The following is a 19,333-nucleotide window of genomic DNA, read 5'->3' as shown; positions in this document are numbered from 1 at the left end:
ACCAACCTCGTCGACCTTCCCGTTTCATGTTATTTCGAGGCTCAATCACTCAGGCCTGCATCCTGGCTGTCTACGCTTAAACGACTCTGTTGCCAGCTTCGCTCCAAGACTCGCTATTGGTGGCGTGGCTTCGCCTTTTCCAAGCAGGGTTTCCACCTGCTAAGTTACTCAACCTATGCTCGGTCGCTCTGATTTTTCACATTCATTCGCGTTTGGCGGTACTTTCGAGCGGATGTATGTGGTTTTTCACATTCATTGCCCCGGCCACCTTACCCCGCCAGCTTCTCCCACAACGGGGGGCCGAGCACAACGATGCCGACGGCGACTGCGTAGACGGAGGCGACGAGCACCGCGCCGGCGGCCGTGTCCTTGGCGATCTTCGCGAGCTCGCTCTCGCCGGGGGATGCCAGGTCGACCGTCCTCTCGATCGCCGTGTTGAGCAGCTCGGTGACCCATACCGCAACGACGGCGGACAGCAGCCAGAGGCAGTCGCCGGGCTGCAGCTTCAGCGCGACCGCCAGAATCGCCACGATGACGGCCGAGATCGCGTGGATGCGCATGTGGAGTTCGTTCTTCATCGTATAGACGATGCCCTCGATCGAATGGCGGAACGATTCCCGCTCGCTTTGATTCCACTTGCGCCTTCCTCTCAACGAGACAACCCCGCTCTCGACAAGACCGCTTCCTGCTTCGCGATCATCGCCTTCTCCTCTTCCTCGGTCATGTGGTCGTAGCCCATCAGATGCAGGAAGCCGTGCACGAACAGGAAGCCGAGTTCCCGCTCCGGGCTGTGGCCGTATTCCTCCGCTTGCTCATACATTCTCGGCACCGAGATCACGATATCGCCGAGCATCTCGGCGAACGGGTCGAAGCCGTCCGCAGCCAGCCCGTCGTCGCCCTCCCATTCGCTCTCCTCGCCCGCATCCGTCTCCGTCTCATACTCGACCGTCTCGTACTCGTCGTCGTAGCGAATGTCCGGCTCGCTCGCTCCCGGCTCCCTCATCGGGAACGAGAGCACGTCGGTCGGCTTGTCGAGGCCGCGGTGCTCGCGGTTCAGCTCGCGAATGCCGTCGTCGTCGGTCAGCGTCAGCGAGACGACCCCCGCCTCCACGCCTTCCGCCTCGCCCGCCAGCTTAAGCAGCCGCTCCAGCAGCTCTTGCCAGCCGGCATCCTTCGCTTCGTTCGTCCCGCCCGCCGGCTCTCTCTCGTCGTACCATTCCAGGGATATCGTCATGCCCGCTGCTCCTTTGCGCCCTTGTCGTCCTTGTCTTCCTTATCCTTCTTGTCTTTCTTATCGTCGCTGTCGCTCTTGTCGTCCTTGCCTTCGCCCCGTGCTTTAAGCGCTTTGTCGTCCGGGTATTCGATCCGCGAGTGGAACATGCCGATCACCGTCTCCTTCAGCGTCTCTGCAATCTTGTCCATCTCGCGAATGGTCAGATCGCATTCGTTGAATTGCTGATCGTCCAGCCGGTCCTTGATGATCTTCGCGATGATGGCCTCGACCTGCTCCACCGTGGGATGGCCGAGCGAGCGAACCGCCGCTTCCACGCTGTCGGCGATGCCGACGATCGCCGCTTCCTTGGACTGCGCCTTCGGCCCCGGATAGCGGAAGTCGTCCTCCGTCCATTGATTCTCCACTCCCTGGGCCTCTGCCTGCTTCGCCGCCTTGAAGTAGAAAAATTTAAGGAACGTCGTCCCGTGGTGCTGTTCTGCAATATCGCGAATCGGCTTCGGAATCTTGTGCTGGCGAAGCATCTCCGCCCCGTCCCTCGCATGCGCGATGATGATCGAGGCGCTCACCTTCGGATCGAGCTTGTCGTGAGGGTTCGCGCCCCCGTTCTGGTTCTCGATGAAGTACGACGGCCTTCTCGTCTTGCCGACGTCGTGGTAGAAGGAGCCTACCCGGCAGAGCAAGCCGTTGGCGCCGACCGCCTCCGCGGCCGCTTCGGACAGATTGCCGACCATCAGGCTGTGATGGTATGTCCCCGGCGTCTCCGTCAGCAGCTTGCGCAGGAGCGGATGGTTCGGGTTCGACAGCTCGACGAGCTTAAGCGCCGAGAGAATGCCGAACGTCAACTCGAAGAACGGCATGAGGCCGATGACGAGCACGGCGGTGAACAGCCCGCTGACGAGCATGAAGCCGACCGTCTGCAGCATCTGCCCCTGTTCGGCATCGGACCCGACAAGCTGCAGCGCAATGACGGCAATCGAGCCGAACAGGCTGGCCATGACGCCCGCCTTCAGAATCGAGGAGCGCTGACTCGCCCGATGAATCGCCAGCACCGAAGCGAACGAGACGACCGCCGTCACGAACCCGTATTTGAAGTCGAACAGCGTCTCCTGGCCGACGTTGAGGATGATGCTCGACAAGCAGGAGAACAGAATCGCGCTTACAATACCGAGATGCATATCGAGCATCAGCGTGACCAGCATGCTTCCCAAGGCGACCGGCGCCAGGAAGACGATATACGGCCAGCGATCGCTGTGGGCGAGCGCAACAAGGTGCATCATAAGCAGATTAAGCGCGAAAATCAGCAGAAGCATCAGCCACTGGACATTATTGCGCTTGCCCGACGTCAGGGACGAGGACGAACTCAACGCCGCCATAAACTCCCGGTATCCGACAAGCGCCGAGACGAACAGCAGGCTCAGCAGCAGCACTCCCAGTTGCGGCAGATAGTTTTTTTTCTCCTTCAGCAGCCCCAGCTTGTCCAGCCGATCATACAGCTCCTGCGTAATCACCTGGCCCGACCTGACGATCGGATCTCCCTGCTTGATCACGACGGATTCCGTATTCTGCTTCGCCTGCACCTTCGCTTCTTCGGTCGCATCCTTGTCGTAGAACCGGTTCGGAGTCGTGACGAAGCGGGCGAGCTCCTGCACGATCTCCCGCTCGGCCCGCTGCGACAGCGAGCTGGCGTTGACGAGCTCCGGAACGGTAATTCTCGCGGATTCCGCATCGGCGATCGGCTCTCCGGACACCTTGCGCACGATGCTCCGGCTTACCGTTCTCATCTCGTCGATCTGATCCGACGTCAGCTTCGGCATCTTGTAGAACGTCTCTTCCGGAATGCTGTACTGCTGCTCAAGAACGACAGACTTCATCTCCGCAAGCAGATTCGCGGAATACGCCGTCGAACCGGAATTCGACTGAATGAAGCTGTCGACATACTCGGTCAGCCGCTCCGGAATCGTCCTGCGGTAAATATCGACCTTGTCCTGCGTCGAGACTTGATCGTCCTGGTTGAGCTGGTCGATCCGGATCAGAATCTCGTCGATCAGCAGCTCGTTGTGCAGGGCGACGTTCGAATAGACGGCATCGACCTTCTCCGCCGCCTTCTCCTGCGCTTCAAGAGTCGCCTTCTCGTCGACAATCTGGTGCGGCGCCTTGATGTCATGCTCGCTCTTGCTCCCAAGCGAGATATCGTAGGTCTCCGGAACGAGACGCGGGGACAGGCTTACATAAAAAAGCAGCACGAACAAGAGCAGCAAGAATACCCTTACTGCCCCGCTCTGCCTCCAACCCACGGCTTTAAAGGATGACGGTATGCCCGCCGGGCCGTTTCGTTTCCGATTCATCCGGCGTTCCTCTCCTTTACGCTTGTGATTCTTGTTGATCCTCATTGTAGGCAAGAATGATCTTCTGCACGAGCGGATGCCTTACGACGTCCTGCTCCGAGAAGATGACGATGCCGATCTCCGGAATGCCCCGGAGAATGCGCTGCGCCTCGATGAGGCCCGACTTCTTGCCCTTGGGCAGGTCGATCTGCGTCACGTCGCCGGTAATGACCATGTGCGAGCCGTAGCCCAGACGCGTCAAGAACATCTTCATCTGCTCGGGAGTCGTATTCTGAGCCTCGTCCAGAATGACGAACGAGTCGTCGAGCGTGCGGCCGCGCATATAGGCGAGGGGAGCGATCTCGATCAGCCCCCGCTCCATCGCCTTGGCGACGCCGTCCGCGCCCAGCACGTCGTTCAACGCGTCATACAGCGGCCGGAGGTACGGATCTACCTTCTCCTGCAGATCGCCGGGCAGGAATCCGAGATTCTCGCCCGCCTCCACGGCCGGCCGGGTGAGCAGAATCCGCTTCACCTTGCCCGCCTTGAGCGAAGCGACCGCCGACACGACGGCAAGATACGTCTTGCCCGTGCCGGCAGGGCCGATGCCGAAGACGATATCCTTCTTGCGGATCGTCGTCACATAGTGGCGCTGCCCGAGCGTCTTGGGGCTGATCGGCTTGCCCTTGAACGTCGAGGTGATCTCGCCGCTCCACAGGCTCAACAGCTCGTCCGCCTTCATCTCGCGGGCCAACTCATAAGCGTAGCGCACGTCTCGTTCCCCGAGCGCAAGCCCGGTGCGGATCAGTTGCAGAAGCGTGTCGAACAACTGTTGGAGCGATCGGACCTCCGGCTCGGGGCCTTCGATCACAATCTCCGCCTCTCTGGAATGAATAAGCGATTCGGACGCCTCCTGAATGATTCGGAGGAACTTGTCCTGGGGGCCGAATAGAGCCAGCCCTTCCGCCGCGTTGCGAAGCGGTATCGCGATGATTTGCTTGGTGTCCGACAAAAAGCCTCATTCCCCCTGCGTATCAGAAATCTGCGGAACGTTATATTGAACAATTGGACGTTCGAGTGCGATGGATTGTTCCACCTCAAATAGAACATTTATCACCACTTTACCATTCTCCGTTTGTTCATGCAAAAGTTTTTCCGCCTTGATGACCGCCCCTTCGCCGCATTTCGCGAGCAATTCGAGCCTGGCCTGGGCCAGTCCCGCGTTCTTCGCTTCCTCTTCCGACAAATTCTCGCTCTGAATGACGACTTCCCGCTCCTTCTCGATTCCGCTTCCGATCGGCAGCGTCCAGGGCCCCAGCTTCAGCTTCTTGAACGACGAGCGGGAATCCGACAGCTCGAAGGTCGGCCCGTTGTAGCCGGACACTTGCAGCGCGCGGTTGCCGATCAGCCAGTACTTCTTCGTGATCTCTTCGCCCGTGTACGCCCGTATCTCCTTCGCAAGCGGAGACTCGATCTTGTATTCGTACCAGACAAGCCCCCGCACCTCTCCCTTGGAGACGACCGCCTGCGTGCGCTCGGCCTCGCCGACGATTCCGGAGATCAGCACATCCCCCTTGCGCACGCGATCGTTCCGCTTCACCTTCGGCCTGCCGTTCTCGGCAATAATCTTCGTCACGACCGCATCGACGCCGGCGACGAGGTCGCGCGGCCCCTGCAGCTTCGAGTCCTCCGGCCGGCTCGATTCCACGACCGTGATCCCGATCTTCGTGCCCTGCTTCTCGATGCCGACCCAGCTCGCGTTCGGAAGCCGCTGCGCGATGCGATCGGCCAGCTCGGAGGTCTCGCCGAGCCGGAACGACCATTGGAACGGATAGACGCCTTCGGCTCGCGCAGCCGCCAGAATCTGATCCTCCGTGATGGTGGCCGTCCCTTCCGCATCCACGTGCCAGACGAGCGTAGACAGAATATACAAGGCGACGATGAAGCCGAAGAACCCCGCCGCGAACGTCTTGCGCCGCGAGAAGCGAGCCATCTGGAAGGGCAGCCCGTGCCGCTCCCCGACCCGCGTACGCGCTCTGACGGCGCGCAGCAGCGGCCGCAGGCGGAAGTAATCGGGGAGCGCCACGTTGAAGTGCAGCCGGCCCTCCCGGTCGAAGCTCAGGCTCCACAGCTCGAGCTTCCGCTTCAGCGCCTCGTTCAGGAACCGCTCCGAGTCCCCCTTCTCCAGCTTGACCCGCACGAAGCCGCGTACGTATTGGAACCAACTGCCACTCATTCTCCCCCACATCCTTTATCGAGATCAGGCGCTAAGCTTGTCCGATGTTGGAAGGCCGCGGTCCACGCCCTCCGTCCGCTCCCTCCGTCAATGGTTGCTTGCGCCGCCCGCGCTCAGCTTGACTCCGGTGATCGTCCCTTCCACGAACACTTCCTCGGCGCCGATATTGCGGATCACCAGCTCGGTGCCCGTGATCTCCAGTTCCCCTCGCTCCATCGCCAGGCGAAGCGTATCGGGAGAGAAGTGAAGCACGCCCCGGTGATTCTCCACGGTCAACTGAATGCCGCCGATCATCGTGATCCGCGGCACGTTCTGCACGACATCCTGCGGCAAGTCGAGGAAACGCGCGGTCCAATTGCGCAGCTTGCGGACAACTCGCGGCATGACGCGCCCCCTCCTTTACCTTACACAATATGCGATATCGCACCCGATCATGACCCGACGGAAGGAAGCGGCCGGGGGAAAAGAAACGGCGGCGCTCCAGCCAGCCAAATGTACGAGTTCCAACCTAAAAAAGCAGGGCCGCCCTCAGAGGAGAGCGACCCTGCTTCGAAATCGGCTTACCAGCCGCGCCGGAACGGCTTGCGGGCACGGGGAGGCCCGAGAACCTCGGCCCACACGACCGCTCGCGCCAGTTCCTCGCGAGTAGGCTGCAGACCGCCCGGCGAAGACGCATAGATCGGGCTCGCGGGCGCGCTCGCCGCATAAGGCGACGCGGCGGCCACGCCCGCCTGAGCCGGCTTGGGGGCCCGCTCGGCGGCGTGCACCGGCGCGGGCCGGACGGGCGCAGCTTCAGGCGCAGACGCCGTCTCCGGGCGCTCCGGCAGCCTGTAACGCGGCTGCTCGCGCTCTCGGGGCGCCGCAGGCCGTGCTGCCGGCCTCGGCCCCGCAGCGGGCTCGCCCGGGGCTCCGGGCCGCGACGAAGGCGCCTGCGGCGTCCCCGGACGCGCCCCTCCGCCGCCGAAGTCCGGCATCCGGTTCGGCTTCTTCCCGCTGTCGGACGACTTGCGGAAGAACATGCCGTAGACCAGTCCGATCGCCACGATGACAAAATAAATGTTGCTCAGGATGAAGTCAATGAGCTTCTCCATCGCGCTTACCCTTCTTGGCCGTTGCCCGGGCTAGGGTCTGTTTTCCCAATGGAGCCTCTCATGTGCGTATCCGCCTCGATGTTCTTCAAGTTCATGTAATCCATCACGCCCAGGTTGCCGCCCTTCAGCGCTTCCGCCATGGCCAGCGGCACCTCGGATTCGGCCTCGACGACCTTCGCCCGCATCTCGACGACGCGCGCCTTCATCTCCTGCTCCTGCGCGACGGCCATTGCGCGGCGTTCCTCGGCCTTCGCCTGGGCAATCCGCTTGTCCGCTTCCGCCTGCTCGGTCTGCAGGTTCGCGCCGATGTTCTTGCCGATGTCCACGTCCATGATATCGATCGACAGAATCTCGAACGCCGTGCCGGCGTCAAGTCCCTTGGCAAGCACCGTGCGCGAGATCAGGTCCGGATTCTCCAGCACGTCCTTGTGGGAATTCGCCGAGCCGTTCGTGCTGACGATGCCTTCGCCGACGCGGGCGATGATCGTCTCTTCCCCGGCGCCGCCGACGAGCCGGTCGATGTTCGCCCGAACCGTCACGCGCGCCTTGACCTTGACCTCGATGCCGTCCTTCGCAACCGCGGACACGACCGGCGTCTCGATGACGCGCGGGTTAACGCTCATCTGCACCGCCTGCAGCACATCGCGTCCCGCCAGGTCGATCGCAGCCGCCCGTTCGAATTCCAGAGGAATGTTCGCGCGCTGGGCGGCGATCAGAGCGTTGACGACGCGGTCGACGTTGCCCCCGGCGAGGAAGTGGCTCTCAAGCTGGTTGATCGACAGCCCAAGTCCCGCCTTCGTCGCCTTGATCATCGGATTGACGATCCGCGATGGGGTGACGCGGCGAAGCCGCATCGCAACAAGCGTAATGATGCTGATCCGCACGCCGGACGCCCAGGCGGAGATCCACAGCATAAACGGGAAGAAGCTGAAGAAGATGCACAGCAGAATAAACGCGACAGCGATAATAACGAGCAATTCAACGTTCCAATCCATAGGATCCCTCCGATAGTATCGTGATTAATTGGGGCTTCGGTTATGCGCCTCGCCCGCTTTATTTACCCTTCCGCAAGCTTGCGAACCGCGATTCTCGTGCCGTCCGCTTCCATGACCTTGATCTTCGTTCCGGCTTCGATGTAATCGCCGTAGGTGACGACGTCGAGCCTCGTTCCTTCGACCTCCGCCGTGCCGGCCGGCCGCAGCGGAGTCAGCGCCACGCCCGTCTTGCCGACCCATGGCGAGCGATCCGCATTCGGCACATAGCCTTCCTCCTTCGTCAGGCTATCGCGCAGAACGAACCGATTCCAGACCCCCTTCTTGCGGAAAAGATACGCGAACCCCGCCACGAGAACGGCCGCGATCAAGACGGCGAGTCCAAGCGACTGCAGCGCGTTGCCCGTATCGTAGGCGGCCATCCCGATGCCGGAAGCAACGCCCGCCACCCCGAGAATCGCAAGAATGCCGAAGCTTGGGAGGAAGATCTCCAGCACGAGGAAGATAAGGCCCAGCATAAACAGCACGATCGCTTCGGCTCCCGCGAAGCCCGCCACGTATTGACCGAAGAAGTACAGGGCGAAGGCGACGACCCCGGTGATGCCGGGGGCTCCGAAGCCCGGAACGATAAGCTCGATAAAAATTCCGGCAAGCCCGACGATAAGCAGAATCGTGGAGATCGCATCGGACGTCAGCCAGCGGGACAGCCGCTCGGCGAGAGACGGCTCGACCTCGACCGTCGTCCACTGCTCCATGCCGGCCCACCGGATCGCCTCGTCGGTCGATGCGGCTACGACGTCCGCGAAGCCGACCTTAAGCGCCTCGTTCGCCGTCAGCGAGATGATCTCGCCCTTCCCCTTCGTCTGGCCGATCGCCGGCATCTCGACCACCTGCTGCGGGTCCACCATGCCGATCGCAATGCGGCCGTCGCGCCCGTTCTTCTCCGCGGCCGACCTCATCTCGCTCGACCAGAAGCTGACCGTCTTCGGATTCTCGACCGCCTCGCCGCTCGCATTGACGACCATGGCCGCCCCGATCGTCGAGCCCGGCGCCATCGCAATCCGATCCGCATTAAGCGCGATGTACGACCCGGCCGAAGCCGCCTTCGCCTTCACGTAAGCGACGGTCGGCACCTTCGCGCCGGCAATCCTCGTGCCGATCTCGTCCGCGCTGAGCAGGCTGCCTCCCGGCGTGTCGATCGTCAGCACGATCAGCGACGCTTGCGCATCCTCCGCCTCGGTTATGGCCCGGTCCAGGAACGAAGCCATCCCGCGCTCGACGGTCGATTCGACCGGAATGACGTAGACCGTGCCGGAGCTCGACGAACCGGACACGAGCTTATCCTCGGAAGCGCTGCCAGAAGAGACCGCCGACGCATCCGCCGCGACGGCCGAGCCGACCGCGGACAGCGTCAAGAGCGGCAGGAGCATAAGCAGCATCGCCAACATCGGAAGCCGGACGAACGGCAGCCGGCCCGCTGCGGCGCCCGACGTCCGTTCGCCCCAATTCGACGTCTTTTCCCTACGCAATGACACCCCTCCCTCGTCTTTGTATTTTCGCCAATATCATTGAGTAATACGAACGCGGAAGCGATTGGTTCCGAATTCCCCTCGAATCCCACAAGATGGAAAAAGCGCCCCTATCGCTAGGAAGCGCTCCGTTTGTCGTTCGAGAAATTACTGCAGAAATTGCTGGACGAACTGATTAACCAGCTTGCCGTCGGCACGTCCCTTCACCTTCGGCATCAGCGCCCCCATCAACTTCCCCATATCCGCCTTGGAAGAAGCACCGGTCTCTTGAATGGTCTGCGTAACAATAGCTTTGATTTCTTCTTCGTTCAGTTGTTGAGGAAGATATTGAGCGATAATGTCAATTTCTGCGACTAAGTCGTTAGCCAGATCGTCACGGCCGGCCTTCTGAAATTCCTGGAGGGAATCTTTGCGTTGTTTGACTTCGCGGCTCAATATGTCGAGCACTTCGCTATCTTCAAGCGGGCGGCGCAAATCAATCTCTTGATTCTTGACCGCCGCACGAACCATTCGAATCGTGGAGAGCTTGAATTTATCTTGGGCTCTCATCGCCAGCTTCATGTCTTCGTTCAAACGTTCCGCGAGACTCATGATGCGGATTCCTCCTAGAACTTGCGTTTGCGTGCGGCTTCGGACTTCTTCTTCCGCTTAACGCTTGGTTTCTCGTAGTGCTTGCGTTTTTTCAGTTCCGCGAGAACGCCATCCTTGGCGATAGAACGCTTGAAGCGGCGGAGTGCAGCGTCGAGTGTTTCATTTTTACGAACTTTTGTTTCGGACACCAGTTATCCCTCCCTCCGGAACAGACCACAACACACGGTTATCAAACTACATTATAGGCGATGAGGAAACGAGGTGTCAACTTTCGCCCCATTCATTTTGCAATTGGGGGTTCTTCGGCGCACTCTATCGCTTTACGACGCAGGCTGCGCGTTCAGAGCCCCCAGCTTCTCCCCGCCCAGAACGTGCACATGAATGTGGAACACGACCTGGCCGCTGTCCTTGCCGATGTTGTTGATCAGCCGATAGCCGCTCTCCGCAAGCCCGGCATCGTTCGCGACCTTCTTGGCGGCCAGCAGCACCCGCCCAAGCAGCTCGGCATCCTCCGGCTCGGCCTCGTTCATCGAAGCGATATGCTTCTTCGGAATGACGAGCAGGTGCACGGGAGCCTGCGGCTGGATGTCTTCGAACGCATACACGTGCTCGTCTTCATAAACCTTGCGGGAAGGAATCGAGCCTTCAACAATTTTGCAGAAAATACAGTCCATGCGCGCCCCCCCCTCCATCGGAGAATTCGTGTTATGACTCCATAATAGCGCAATCGGAGGCGCTCGTCCAACAGTGAGCCGCCGGATGGAGCGCAGGCGGCGGAGGCAAGGACGGAAGGTGGTACAGGCGGCGGGACAGAGCGCGGCAGCGAGCCGGCCCCCCTGCTTCTTCGGGCAAGCTTACTTGCCCGCGCCAAGCGCGCCCGCAAGCTGCGCGATCCGCGCGGCGGCTTCGCCGGCAGGCTGCGTCCATTCGACTCCCGCCGCCATCTGCCGGTAGCGGTCCCCGGCCGTCGGAACGACGTACGCGTTCAACATATCGGCCAGCTCCGCTCCGCCGGCCTGAAGCACGGCAAGCTGCGCTTGCTCGTCGTCGGAGAGGGCGCCTTCATGGAGCCCGATGCCGAGAGCGGCTTCGCGAATGTTGGCCAGCTCCGCCGCAAGCTGCTGCTTGGCGGCATCCTCGTCGCTGTCCGGGTTAACCGCCTTGCGCGTCAGCACCTCGGCGCAGCTCTCTTCGAGAGGAGCAAGCTGTCCGAGCTGCGCCATGGCCGGAAGCCTGTCCGCCGCGGAAGCCGCGCCCGCAAGCGCCTCCGTGCCGCCCTGCAGCGCGCCCGCGAACGCTTGGCACGCCCCGTATTGCGCGGCCAACCGCTCGCCGCGGTCCGTCGCGGAGGTTTGCTCGTTGAGCAGCACCTTGGAATACAGCAGAACGAGCAGAATCGCCATCAAGGTGATCACGATAAGGAAAATGGGTGTTGCGAGTTTTCTCTTGCCTGGCATGGGGGTCTCCTTCCGAGTCGTTCGGTATGTAAGGTTAAGATCGACGACCGCTTCGAGCTCCGGCGTGCGGCTTGCCCGCTTAACGCGATGCGGTTCCGCTGCGCCGCCCGCTTGTCATCACTAATACGGATTATAGCGCGCCGCCTACTTCAAGGCTACTCGATCTTGGCCGTGAGCGGAATCGGCCATCGCTCCGCCTTTCCTGCAGCCATCGGCATCGGCGCGCCGCGATGCGAACGAGCGGGCAGATTCGCTACAAGAGCCGCACGCTCGCGCCTCCGTCCACGAAGACGACGTGCCCTTCCTTGACCGGTCGGCCGAGAATCGCCGAGATCGCTTCCGCATAGCGCTCGATCTGGAAGCGATGCTTCTCCGCCGCTTGCTCCCAGGAGCCGCCCCGCGCCTTGTCCGTCTTGTAGTCGACCAGAACAAGGCCGTCCGCCTCAGGGAACAGGCAGTCGATGACGCCCTGGATCAACACGGTGTCCGCCTCGATGCCTTCGCCAGCCGCCGGGTAGGCGGCAGCGGCGGGCAGCCCGTAGCTGAACGGCACCTCCCGCCACAGCATGTCCGCCGCACACATTCTCGCATAGAGAGGAGTCCGGCAGAAGGAGGCGATCGCCGCGGGATCGACGGCCGCCTTCTGCTCCTGCGTCAAAATTTGCTTCTCGACCAAGGTGTCCAGCAACGAGACGATATCGGCTTCGTCCGTCCCTTCTCGCACAGGCAGATGCTGGAGGACCAGATGGACAACGGTGCCGCGTTCGGCGGCGGTCATCGAGCGGTCCGAGAGGAACCGCGGCCGGCGAAGCCGGTAGGTCATCGCCGGCCCGTCCGCCGCCGCAGCTTCTCCCGCCTGCGCCCGAAGCTCCTCGCTCGGATCGGCGTCCTCCTCCGTCCCGCCCCCGCTCCAGCCTCGCTTCAGCGCCGTGATCGACGTTTTGGCCGCCAATTGCGTCGCTTCCCGGTGAGGGTCGGTCCAGGTCAGCGCTTCGCAGGCCCGCCGCCCCGCTTCGGACTCGGGCACCTCCGCCGGCTTCAGCGCCAGGACGCGATTCCATGCCGACTCCTCCCCGGCATCCGGAGAGAGCGGCGGCTCCGGAGCGCGCATATACGCCGCTGCCGGGACGACCCGGCAGCGCCATTCTCCCGGTTCGGCCGCAGCGGAGCTCGCCGGCTCGCCGGGCAAGCTCCAGGAGCGGGACGCCATCGTTGCCGCCGGGCCCAGCCAATCCAGGTAGCGATTGGCCGCGGAGACGGCATAGTCGGGCAAGCCGTCCGCGGAGGCGTCCGCCAGCTCCCGCCAGCGGCCAAGCTCCTTCTCCGCGTCCTTCGTCGTTCCGATCAGGAGCAGCTTCTCCTTCGGACGCGTCAGCGCCACGTACAGCACCCGCATCTCCTCGGCGAGCATCTCGGCCTTCAGGCGCCGGCGGATGGCAAGCTGCGGGAACGTCGGGTATGCGACCCGCGTCCCGGCCTCGACCCGCTTCGGGCCGAAGCCGAGCTTCTTGTGCTTGAGGAACAAGCCGTTCAGGTCCTGCTTGTTGAAGCCTCTGCCGAGCCCCGCCGCGAACACGACCGGGAATTCGAGGCCTTTGCTCTTGTGAATCGAGACGATGCGCACGACGTCCTCCTGTTCGCCGAGGGCGCGCGCGGCGCCAAGATCGGCGCCGGTGTCGCGCATCCGCCCGAGGAACCGAAGGAAGCGGAACAGCCCCCGCGAGCTGGAGCTCGTCTCGAACTGGCGCGCCCTGTCGATCAAGGCGCGCAGGTTCGCCTGCCGCTGCACGCCGCCGGGAAGACCGCCGGCGAAGTCGTAGTAGCCCGTCTCCCGGTACAGGAGCCAGAGCAGGTCCGCCAGAGCCTCTCGGCGGGCGAAGCTTCTCCAATGCTCCAACGAGGCCAGGAAGGCGGCGAGCGGGCGGCCAAGCTCGTCGTCCCCGCCGGCGGCGGCCTCGTTCACCGCCTCCCAGTAAGTGCCGCGGCGACCGGCGATGCGAATCTGCGCAAGCCTCTCGGCGGACAAGCCGACAATCGGAGAGCGCAGCACGCCGGCGAGCGGGATGTCCTGGTCCGGGTTGTCGATCACCTGCAGCAGGGACAGAACGACGTCCACCTCGGTCGCGGCGAAGTACCCGGTCGCAAGATCCGCGTAGGCGGGAATGCCTGCCGCCTTCAGTTCCTCCAGCATCGCCGGGGAGAGCGATGTCGCCGCCCGCAGCAGGATGACGATATCGCGATAAGCGAGAGGGCGATGCAGCTTGCTCTTCCCGTCATACACGACAAAAGGCTTCTCTCCCGCATGTCCCATAAGCCGCTTGATCTCGGCGGCGATGCAGCGCGCTTCGAGCTGCACGGTCTCCAGTTCCTCCTCCGGCGCGCCTTCGCCGCTGCCTTCCTCTTCCGGATTCCCGGCATCGCCCGCCGCCGCAGACGAAGAAGCTCCGCCGCCCGCCGCTCCGCCTGCAGCCTCCTCGCCCGTCGCGGCTCCGCCTCCGGATTGAAGCAGAATCATCTCGACGGCATAGGGCGAGCGCGTTGCAGCGAAGTCGCTCTTCGCTCCTGCGAGCGTTCCCTCCGGCCCGCGAACGGAGCCAGGCTCCTCGGGATACCCTTCGCCGTAGATCAGCTCGGCGCGGCGATCGTAATCCATCTCGCCGACCTTCTCCCGCATGATGAGGCGGAAGACGCGGTTGACCGCGTCCACGACGCCCGTGCGGCTGCGGAAGTTGCGCGCGAGGTCGATTCGCAGCCCTCCGGCGGCGAACTCCCCTGGCTCCGCTCCCTCCGCCTTCCCCCGCGGCGTCCAGACGCCGTAGCTCTTGTACTTCGCGAGGAACAGGCCCGGTTCGGCGAGACGGAAGCGGTAGATGCTCTGCTTCACGTCGCCGACCATGAACACATTGCCCGGGCTTATCTTCGCGATCAGGGAGACAATCGCCTCCTGCACCTCATTCGTATCCTGGTACTCGTCCAGCAGAATCTCGGAGAAGCGCTCGCGGTAGTCGAGAGCCGCCGCGGACGGAAGCGTCCGCTCCGGCGTCGAGGCGTCGTCTCGCAGAATCCGCAGCGCGTAGTGCTCCAGATCCCCGAAGTCGAGCAGCCCCTTCTCCCGCTTGGCGCCCTCGTACCGGTCGCCGAACGCGATGACGAGCTCCGCCAGCTCGGCCATATCCGGCGCCAGGGCGATCAGTTCCTCCGCATACTGCTCCGGCGTGCGGACGAACCATTCCTCCGCCAGCTTCGCAATCGTCTTCTTCGCTTCGTCGCGAAGCGCCTTCACCCGCTCCTGCAGCTCCGGATCGTACGCGTCTCCGCGGCAAGGCTTCAGCCGCCCGAAGGAGACCGCCGCGAACGCCGCGTTCCAGTACTCCCAAGGCAGGCTCCGCACCGCCTCCAGCGCTCCCGCCACCGCGTCCATGTCGGCGGCCAGCGTCTCCGAATACGGCGCCGGACCGCCCGGGCCGTCCGCCAGCTCGCGGCCGCTGCGCAGCAGAGCGAACGCGCCCTCGAGCGACTGCTCCACCGCCTGCTTCATGCTGTCCGCCCACGCCGAAGCGGCGAGTTCCTTCGCGCCCGTCACCTGGAACGCCGCGGCCGTCTCCCGCAGCCACCACTGCGGCCACGGATGGCTGTGCGCGAATTCGTGCAGCTCCAGCACAAGCCCGTGCAGCGGCTCGTCGCTGCGCTCGCCGCCGTATTGATCGGCCAGCCGCGCCAGCGGGCCGTCCTCTCCTTCGCGCTCGTACCGCTCCTCGAACAGCTCGTCGAGCGTATCCATGCGAAGCAGCTCCGCCTCGGTCTCGTTCGCGATCCGGAAGCCCGGATCGAGGCCGATAAGCGGAGCGTACTTCTCGATGACCTCCATGCAGAACGAGTGCAGCGTCGTGATCGAAGCGCGGGGAAGCAGCGCGAGCTGGCGCTTCAGATGCACGGATTCGGGCCGCGCCTCAAGCGCGTCCTCCAAGGCAAGCCGGATGCGCTCCTTCATCTCCGCCGCCGCGGCCTTCGTGAAGGTGGCGACGAGAAGCGAGTCGACGTCAAGCGGCTGCTTCTCGTCGGCGATGCGGGAGATGATCCGCTCGACGAGCACGGCCGTCTTGCCCGATCCCGCCGCCGCTGCGACAAGAATGTTCGAGCCGTCCGCCGCAATCGCCGCCCATTGCTCGTCCGTCCAGCGGCTGCCTGCCGGCTTGTTATGCGTAGCCTCCAGCCGATCGCCCAACCTATCGCTCATCCCGGATCTCCTCCTTCCGCGCCGTTCTCCTCAAGCCACTGCCATACCTGCTCCTTGCTGCCGGACTTCGGCAACTGCCGCAGCGAGTTGCCTTCCATCTGCCCGTCGAACTGGCACACCGGCCGGAATTCGCACAGTTGGCACGGGCTGCGCTTGTCCAAGCGGTAAGGGGCGATCGACACGTCGCCATCCGCGATCCGCCGGCCGATCGACTTGATCGTCTTGCGCACCGATCTGCGCAGAACGCCCCACTGGCGCTCGTCCGCTACCTGGGAGCGCGAGGAGAACGTGCCGTCCTTCTTGAATTCGACCGGCACGATCGTCGACTTGCCGCCCTCGGCCAGCGATTCGTCCATCAGCGTCACCGCGTCCCCGTCCGCCAGCACAAGCCCCTGCATCCGGAATTCCTTGCGCAGCGCCCGCTCGGCCTCGACCGCGGACAGCCCGTTAGCCGTATGGATAAGCGGATTATGCACGTGAAAATACAGCACCCCGGCCGGGCTGGCCTTCAGCCCCAGCCAGCTTGGCGCATGGGAGACGACGACGTCGAGGTAGGTCAGCATCTGCAGACTGAGGCCGTAGGCGACCTCGTCGAGCTTCAGCTTCGCTCCTCCCGACTTGTAGTCCATAATCCGCAGCAGCACCCCGTCATCCGCTTCCGCGGCGTCGACGCGGTCGATGCGCCCGGCGATGTCCATCCATCTGCCGCCTCCAAGCTCCAGCGAGAGCGGAGGAAGCGTGCCCGCCGGGCCGAAGTCGACCTCAAGGCCGACGGGACGGAACGCCGACCATCTCGCCTGCTCGCCCAGCATCGCGGACGCTCTTGCGACGATATCCCGCAGCTTGCGCGCCATCGCCTGATGCCGATGCGAGGAGAGCAGAATCTGCGACTGCACCTTCGGCAGCAGCCGCTCCACGGCCGCGGCCGCTTCGCTCTGCCAGCGGGTCATGTCCCCGGCCGCCGGCCCTTCCGCGAACAGCTTCTCCGTCGTCTGCCGCAGCGCGGCGTGGAACAGTTGACCGATATCGGGCGCGTCGACCCGGTAGAGCCTTCTCTCGCGCAGGCGCAAGCCGTGCGAAGAGAAGTGCCGGAACGGACAGGAGACGAACCGCTCCATCCGCGATACGCTGGCGAGCAGCCGATCCCCGTACAGCAAGCGGCTCGTCTCGGCAGTCAGCGGCTCCTCGTCGTTCCGGTACAGCAAGGAGGACAGCAGCCTCCGCAGCTTCGGCCGCCATTCCTCCCGCTCGCTTAGCCAGCGGTAGACCGACCACCAGCCTTGCCCGAGAGTCCCTCCTTGCCGCCAATGGCGCAGCGCCGCGACGAGGTAAGTAAGCGACCGGCCGGGATGGACGGCGAAGGCGAGCTGCGCTTCGTCCGCATCGCCCGGAGTCGGCTCGGCGGCCAGCGCCCCGACGGGCAGGCCGGGGAACCTCTTCTTCAGTCGGCGGATAATCTCCGACGGATGCAGCCCTTGGCCTTCCTCGTTCGCCAGCGGGTAGCTGATCCACAGATGCCTCGTCGGCGTCGTCAGCGTCCAATACGCGAGGAAGTGCTCGTCCAGCAGCCGCCGCTTCGCGCCGGGCGCCATCCGAATGCCCGAATCGCCGAGCTTCTCCCGCTCCTCCTCGGAGAGCAGACCGTTCTCGCGGATCGTCTTCGGCATGACGCCGTCGCTTACCCCGAGCAGATAGAGCACGCCGATCCGGTCGGAGCGCGTCCGCTCCGGGCTGCCGATCAGCACGCCGTCGAGCGCCGGCGGCACCGCGCCGAGCTTCAACTGCTCGAGGCCCGCGTCCACCATCCCGACGAACAGCGGAAGATCCGGGCTCTCGTCGCCCATCATCTCGACGAGCTGGTCGAGCAGATCCATGACGCCGTCCCACAGCGGGCGATGGATTCGCGCCTTGCCCGGCTGTCCGGCCGCCTCGTCCAGGGCGCTCCAGCGCTCGAGCCGGTCGGCCGCTCCCGTCTCCTCGAGCAGGTCGAAGAGCGCCGCGCACAGATCCGTCACGGAGCTGGCGCGCTTGAACTTCGCCTCCATCCGGCGAAGGGGAGCGAGCAGGCGGTCGCGAACGGCGGCAAGCCGCTTCATCCGCGATTCGCCGCCGCTCTCCTCCGCCTCCAGATCCGTCCCTCCGAGCGGCCTCCAGGAGCGGTCGTCGTGCCAGCGCCAGCCTTCGATGCCGGCGGCCAGCACATAATTCTCGAGCTTGTCCACATCCTCGCGCGGCACGCCCTCTCCCGCCTCGCCCAAGAGGTCCGTCTTCGCGCAGCGGAATACCGGATCGGACTTCCAGCCCGACAGCACCGCTTCAAGCGCGGAACGAACGAACTCGACGAGCGGGTGATGCGCCGTCGCCGCCTTGCCGTCAAGGAAGAACGGAATCTCGTAATCGGAGAAAACCTGGCCGAGCAGATCGGCGTAGTCCTCGATATTGCGCACGAACACCGCCATATCGCGCCAGCGGGCTTCCCCCTCCCGTCTTCGGCGCAGCATGTCCCGCGCCGCCGCTTCCGCTTCCGCCCTCCGGTTCGCGGCCGCGTGAACGGACAGCGCTCCTCCGGGCGCGAGCAAGGCCCGGTCGCCGGTCCACTGGCCCCGGCGGTCGTAGCTCAGCTCCAGGAACGCGAGCACAGGGCTGTTCGCGAAGCGGGGCAGAACGAGCGGCTCCAGCACGGTCGGCTCCTCGACGCGAACGCCGGATTGCTCCGCCAGCTCGCACAGCCGCGCGGACGTCGTCGCCGTCGGATGGAACAGCTCCAATTCGCCCGGACGCTCGCCCGCGCCGTACGGACGATCGAGGCACAGCGCCGCATTCACCCGCTTCGCGCGCCGCAGCAGCGCCCCGATGACGTCGTATTCCGTCTCGGTGAAGCCGTGGAAGCCGTCCAGCCATACCTCGGCCCCTTCCAGCAGCGGAGAGGCGGCCGCTCCCGCCACGAGCCGGGCCAGGGCGTCCTCTCCGTCCATCCACCGGCCGGCCAGCTCCCGCTCCACGTCGCCGTACAGCAGCGTCAGATCGTGAAGCTTGTCGCCGAGAAGCGGCGCCCCGCCCGGCGCGAAGCCGTCCGCCGCGCTCTCCGCCTCTGCCAGCTTGCCGCTGTCGTTCCCGTACCGCTTCCACTCGGTGAACAGCTCGCCGAGCTTCGCGACGAGCCCTTCGGCCGAAGCGCCCGAACGGAACAGCTTCAGCTCGGCGCGCCGGCGCTGCAGCGCCTTGTGAATGAGCATCGCCTTGCCGTTCTCGTTGACCGCGATCTTGGCGATTCCCCCGGTCTCTTGCATTACGCGGTAAGCGAGGCGCCGGAAGCTGAGCACCTGCACGCGCAGAAACCCCCGCAGCCCTTCCGTCGCGGCCATCGCCGATTCCGCCTGGAACGTCGCCTGCTCGGGCACGATGAGCAGCAGCGGCGGCCCGTCCGGGCTCGCCTTCAGCCTCGTCCGAATCTCGTCGAGGACAAGCCTTGTCTTGCCGCTCCCGGAACGTCCCGTTATCAACCGAAGCGCCATCTCGCCTTCACCTCTCCGCCCACACATGGTAACCTCCATTGTATCATATGTTCGCATTGCGCACACACGTTCGTTTTTTCCCAACAGGCAAGCAATCGAATTAGCGCCAAGAAGCCGCCTCGACCAG

General features: G+C 64.0%; 15 protein-coding genes. All 15 read right to left on the bottom strand.

What is annotated here, in order from left to right; genetic code table 11:
* Positions 1 to 269 precede the first annotated feature (269 nt).
* The 15 genes from E6C55_RS32010 to addB all read right to left on the bottom strand — a co-directional run bounded on the left by E6C55_RS32010 (position 270) and on the right by addB (position 19,206).
* Positions 270 to 653 (bottom strand): diacylglycerol kinase family protein, encoded by a 384-nt coding sequence (locus tag E6C55_RS32010; protein WP_230986958.1) that lies wholly within the window; start codon positions 651 to 653, stop codon positions 270 to 272.
* Positions 650 to 1,234, bottom strand: a complete 585-nt coding sequence (ybeY, locus tag E6C55_RS32005) for an rRNA maturation RNase YbeY (RefSeq protein ID WP_136373913.1) — start codon at positions 1,232 to 1,234, stop codon at positions 650 to 652. The genes E6C55_RS32010 and ybeY overlap by 4 nt, the downstream gene beginning before the upstream one ends.
* Positions 1,231 to 3,579, bottom strand: coding sequence for an HD family phosphohydrolase (locus E6C55_RS32000; protein WP_136373912.1), 2,349 nt, complete (start codon positions 3,577 to 3,579; stop codon positions 1,231 to 1,233). Before E6C55_RS32000 ends, ybeY begins: the two co-directional genes overlap by 4 nt.
* Before the next feature lie 16 nt (positions 3,580 to 3,595).
* Complete coding sequence (locus E6C55_RS31995; RefSeq protein WP_136373911.1) at positions 3,596 to 4,570, bottom strand: PhoH family protein; 975 nt, start codon at positions 4,568 to 4,570, stop codon at positions 3,596 to 3,598.
* Positions 4,571 to 4,576: 6 nt separating this feature from the next.
* Positions 4,577 to 5,794 (bottom strand): sporulation protein YqfD, encoded by a 1,218-nt coding sequence (gene yqfD, locus E6C55_RS31990; RefSeq protein WP_168735992.1) that lies wholly within the window; start codon positions 5,792 to 5,794, stop codon positions 4,577 to 4,579.
* 87 nt (positions 5,795 to 5,881) lie between these two features.
* Positions 5,882 to 6,178 (bottom strand): sporulation protein YqfC, encoded by a 297-nt coding sequence (gene yqfC, locus E6C55_RS31985; protein WP_136373909.1) that lies wholly within the window; start codon positions 6,176 to 6,178, stop codon positions 5,882 to 5,884.
* Between the two features lie 176 nt (positions 6,179 to 6,354).
* Positions 6,355 to 6,885 (bottom strand): hypothetical protein, encoded by a 531-nt coding sequence (locus E6C55_RS31980; RefSeq protein ID WP_136373908.1) that lies wholly within the window; start codon positions 6,883 to 6,885, stop codon positions 6,355 to 6,357.
* 5 nt (positions 6,886 to 6,890) lie between these two features.
* On the bottom strand, positions 6,891 to 7,880 hold the full coding sequence (floA, locus tag E6C55_RS31975; protein WP_136373907.1) for a flotillin-like protein FloA: 990 nt from the start codon (positions 7,878 to 7,880) through the stop codon (positions 6,891 to 6,893).
* A 62-nt stretch (positions 7,881 to 7,942) separates the two neighbouring features.
* Positions 7,943 to 9,406: an NfeD family protein gene (locus E6C55_RS31970; RefSeq protein ID WP_230986957.1), complete on the bottom strand. Its 1,464-nt coding sequence runs from the start codon at positions 9,404 to 9,406 to the stop codon at positions 7,943 to 7,945.
* A 147-nt stretch (positions 9,407 to 9,553) separates the two neighbouring features.
* A complete protein-coding gene (locus E6C55_RS31965) occupies positions 9,554 to 9,997 on the bottom strand; it encodes a GatB/YqeY domain-containing protein (RefSeq protein ID WP_136373906.1) in 444 nt (147 codons plus the stop codon).
* A 14-nt stretch (positions 9,998 to 10,011) separates the two neighbouring features.
* Entirely contained in the window at positions 10,012 to 10,185 is a 174-nt protein-coding gene (gene rpsU, locus E6C55_RS31960; RefSeq protein ID WP_080840534.1) for a 30S ribosomal protein S21, read from the bottom strand.
* 132 nt (positions 10,186 to 10,317) lie between these two features.
* Positions 10,318 to 10,671, bottom strand: a complete 354-nt coding sequence (locus tag E6C55_RS31955) for a histidine triad nucleotide-binding protein (RefSeq protein ID WP_136373905.1) — start codon at positions 10,669 to 10,671, stop codon at positions 10,318 to 10,320.
* 180 nt (positions 10,672 to 10,851) lie between these two features.
* A complete protein-coding gene (locus tag E6C55_RS31950; protein WP_136373904.1) occupies positions 10,852 to 11,454 on the bottom strand; it encodes a hypothetical protein in 603 nt (200 codons plus the stop codon).
* A gap of 253 nt (positions 11,455 to 11,707) precedes the next feature.
* Positions 11,708 to 15,691 (bottom strand): UvrD-helicase domain-containing protein, encoded by a 3,984-nt coding sequence (locus E6C55_RS31945; protein ID WP_136373903.1) that lies wholly within the window; start codon positions 15,689 to 15,691, stop codon positions 11,708 to 11,710.
* Positions 15,688 to 19,206, bottom strand: coding sequence for a helicase-exonuclease AddAB subunit AddB (gene addB, locus E6C55_RS31940; RefSeq protein WP_136373902.1), 3,519 nt, complete (start codon positions 19,204 to 19,206; stop codon positions 15,688 to 15,690). Before addB ends, E6C55_RS31945 begins: the two co-directional genes overlap by 4 nt.
* Positions 19,207 to 19,333 lie beyond the last annotated feature (127 nt).

Origin of the sequence: Cohnella fermenti (genome assembly GCF_004801405.1) — a bacterium.
In the GTDB taxonomy this organism is placed as follows: Bacteria; Bacillota; Bacilli; order Paenibacillales; family Paenibacillaceae; genus Cohnella; species Cohnella fermenti.
Note: the sequence above shows the minus strand (reverse complement) of the source record. Positions and strands in the feature narration are given on the sequence as shown.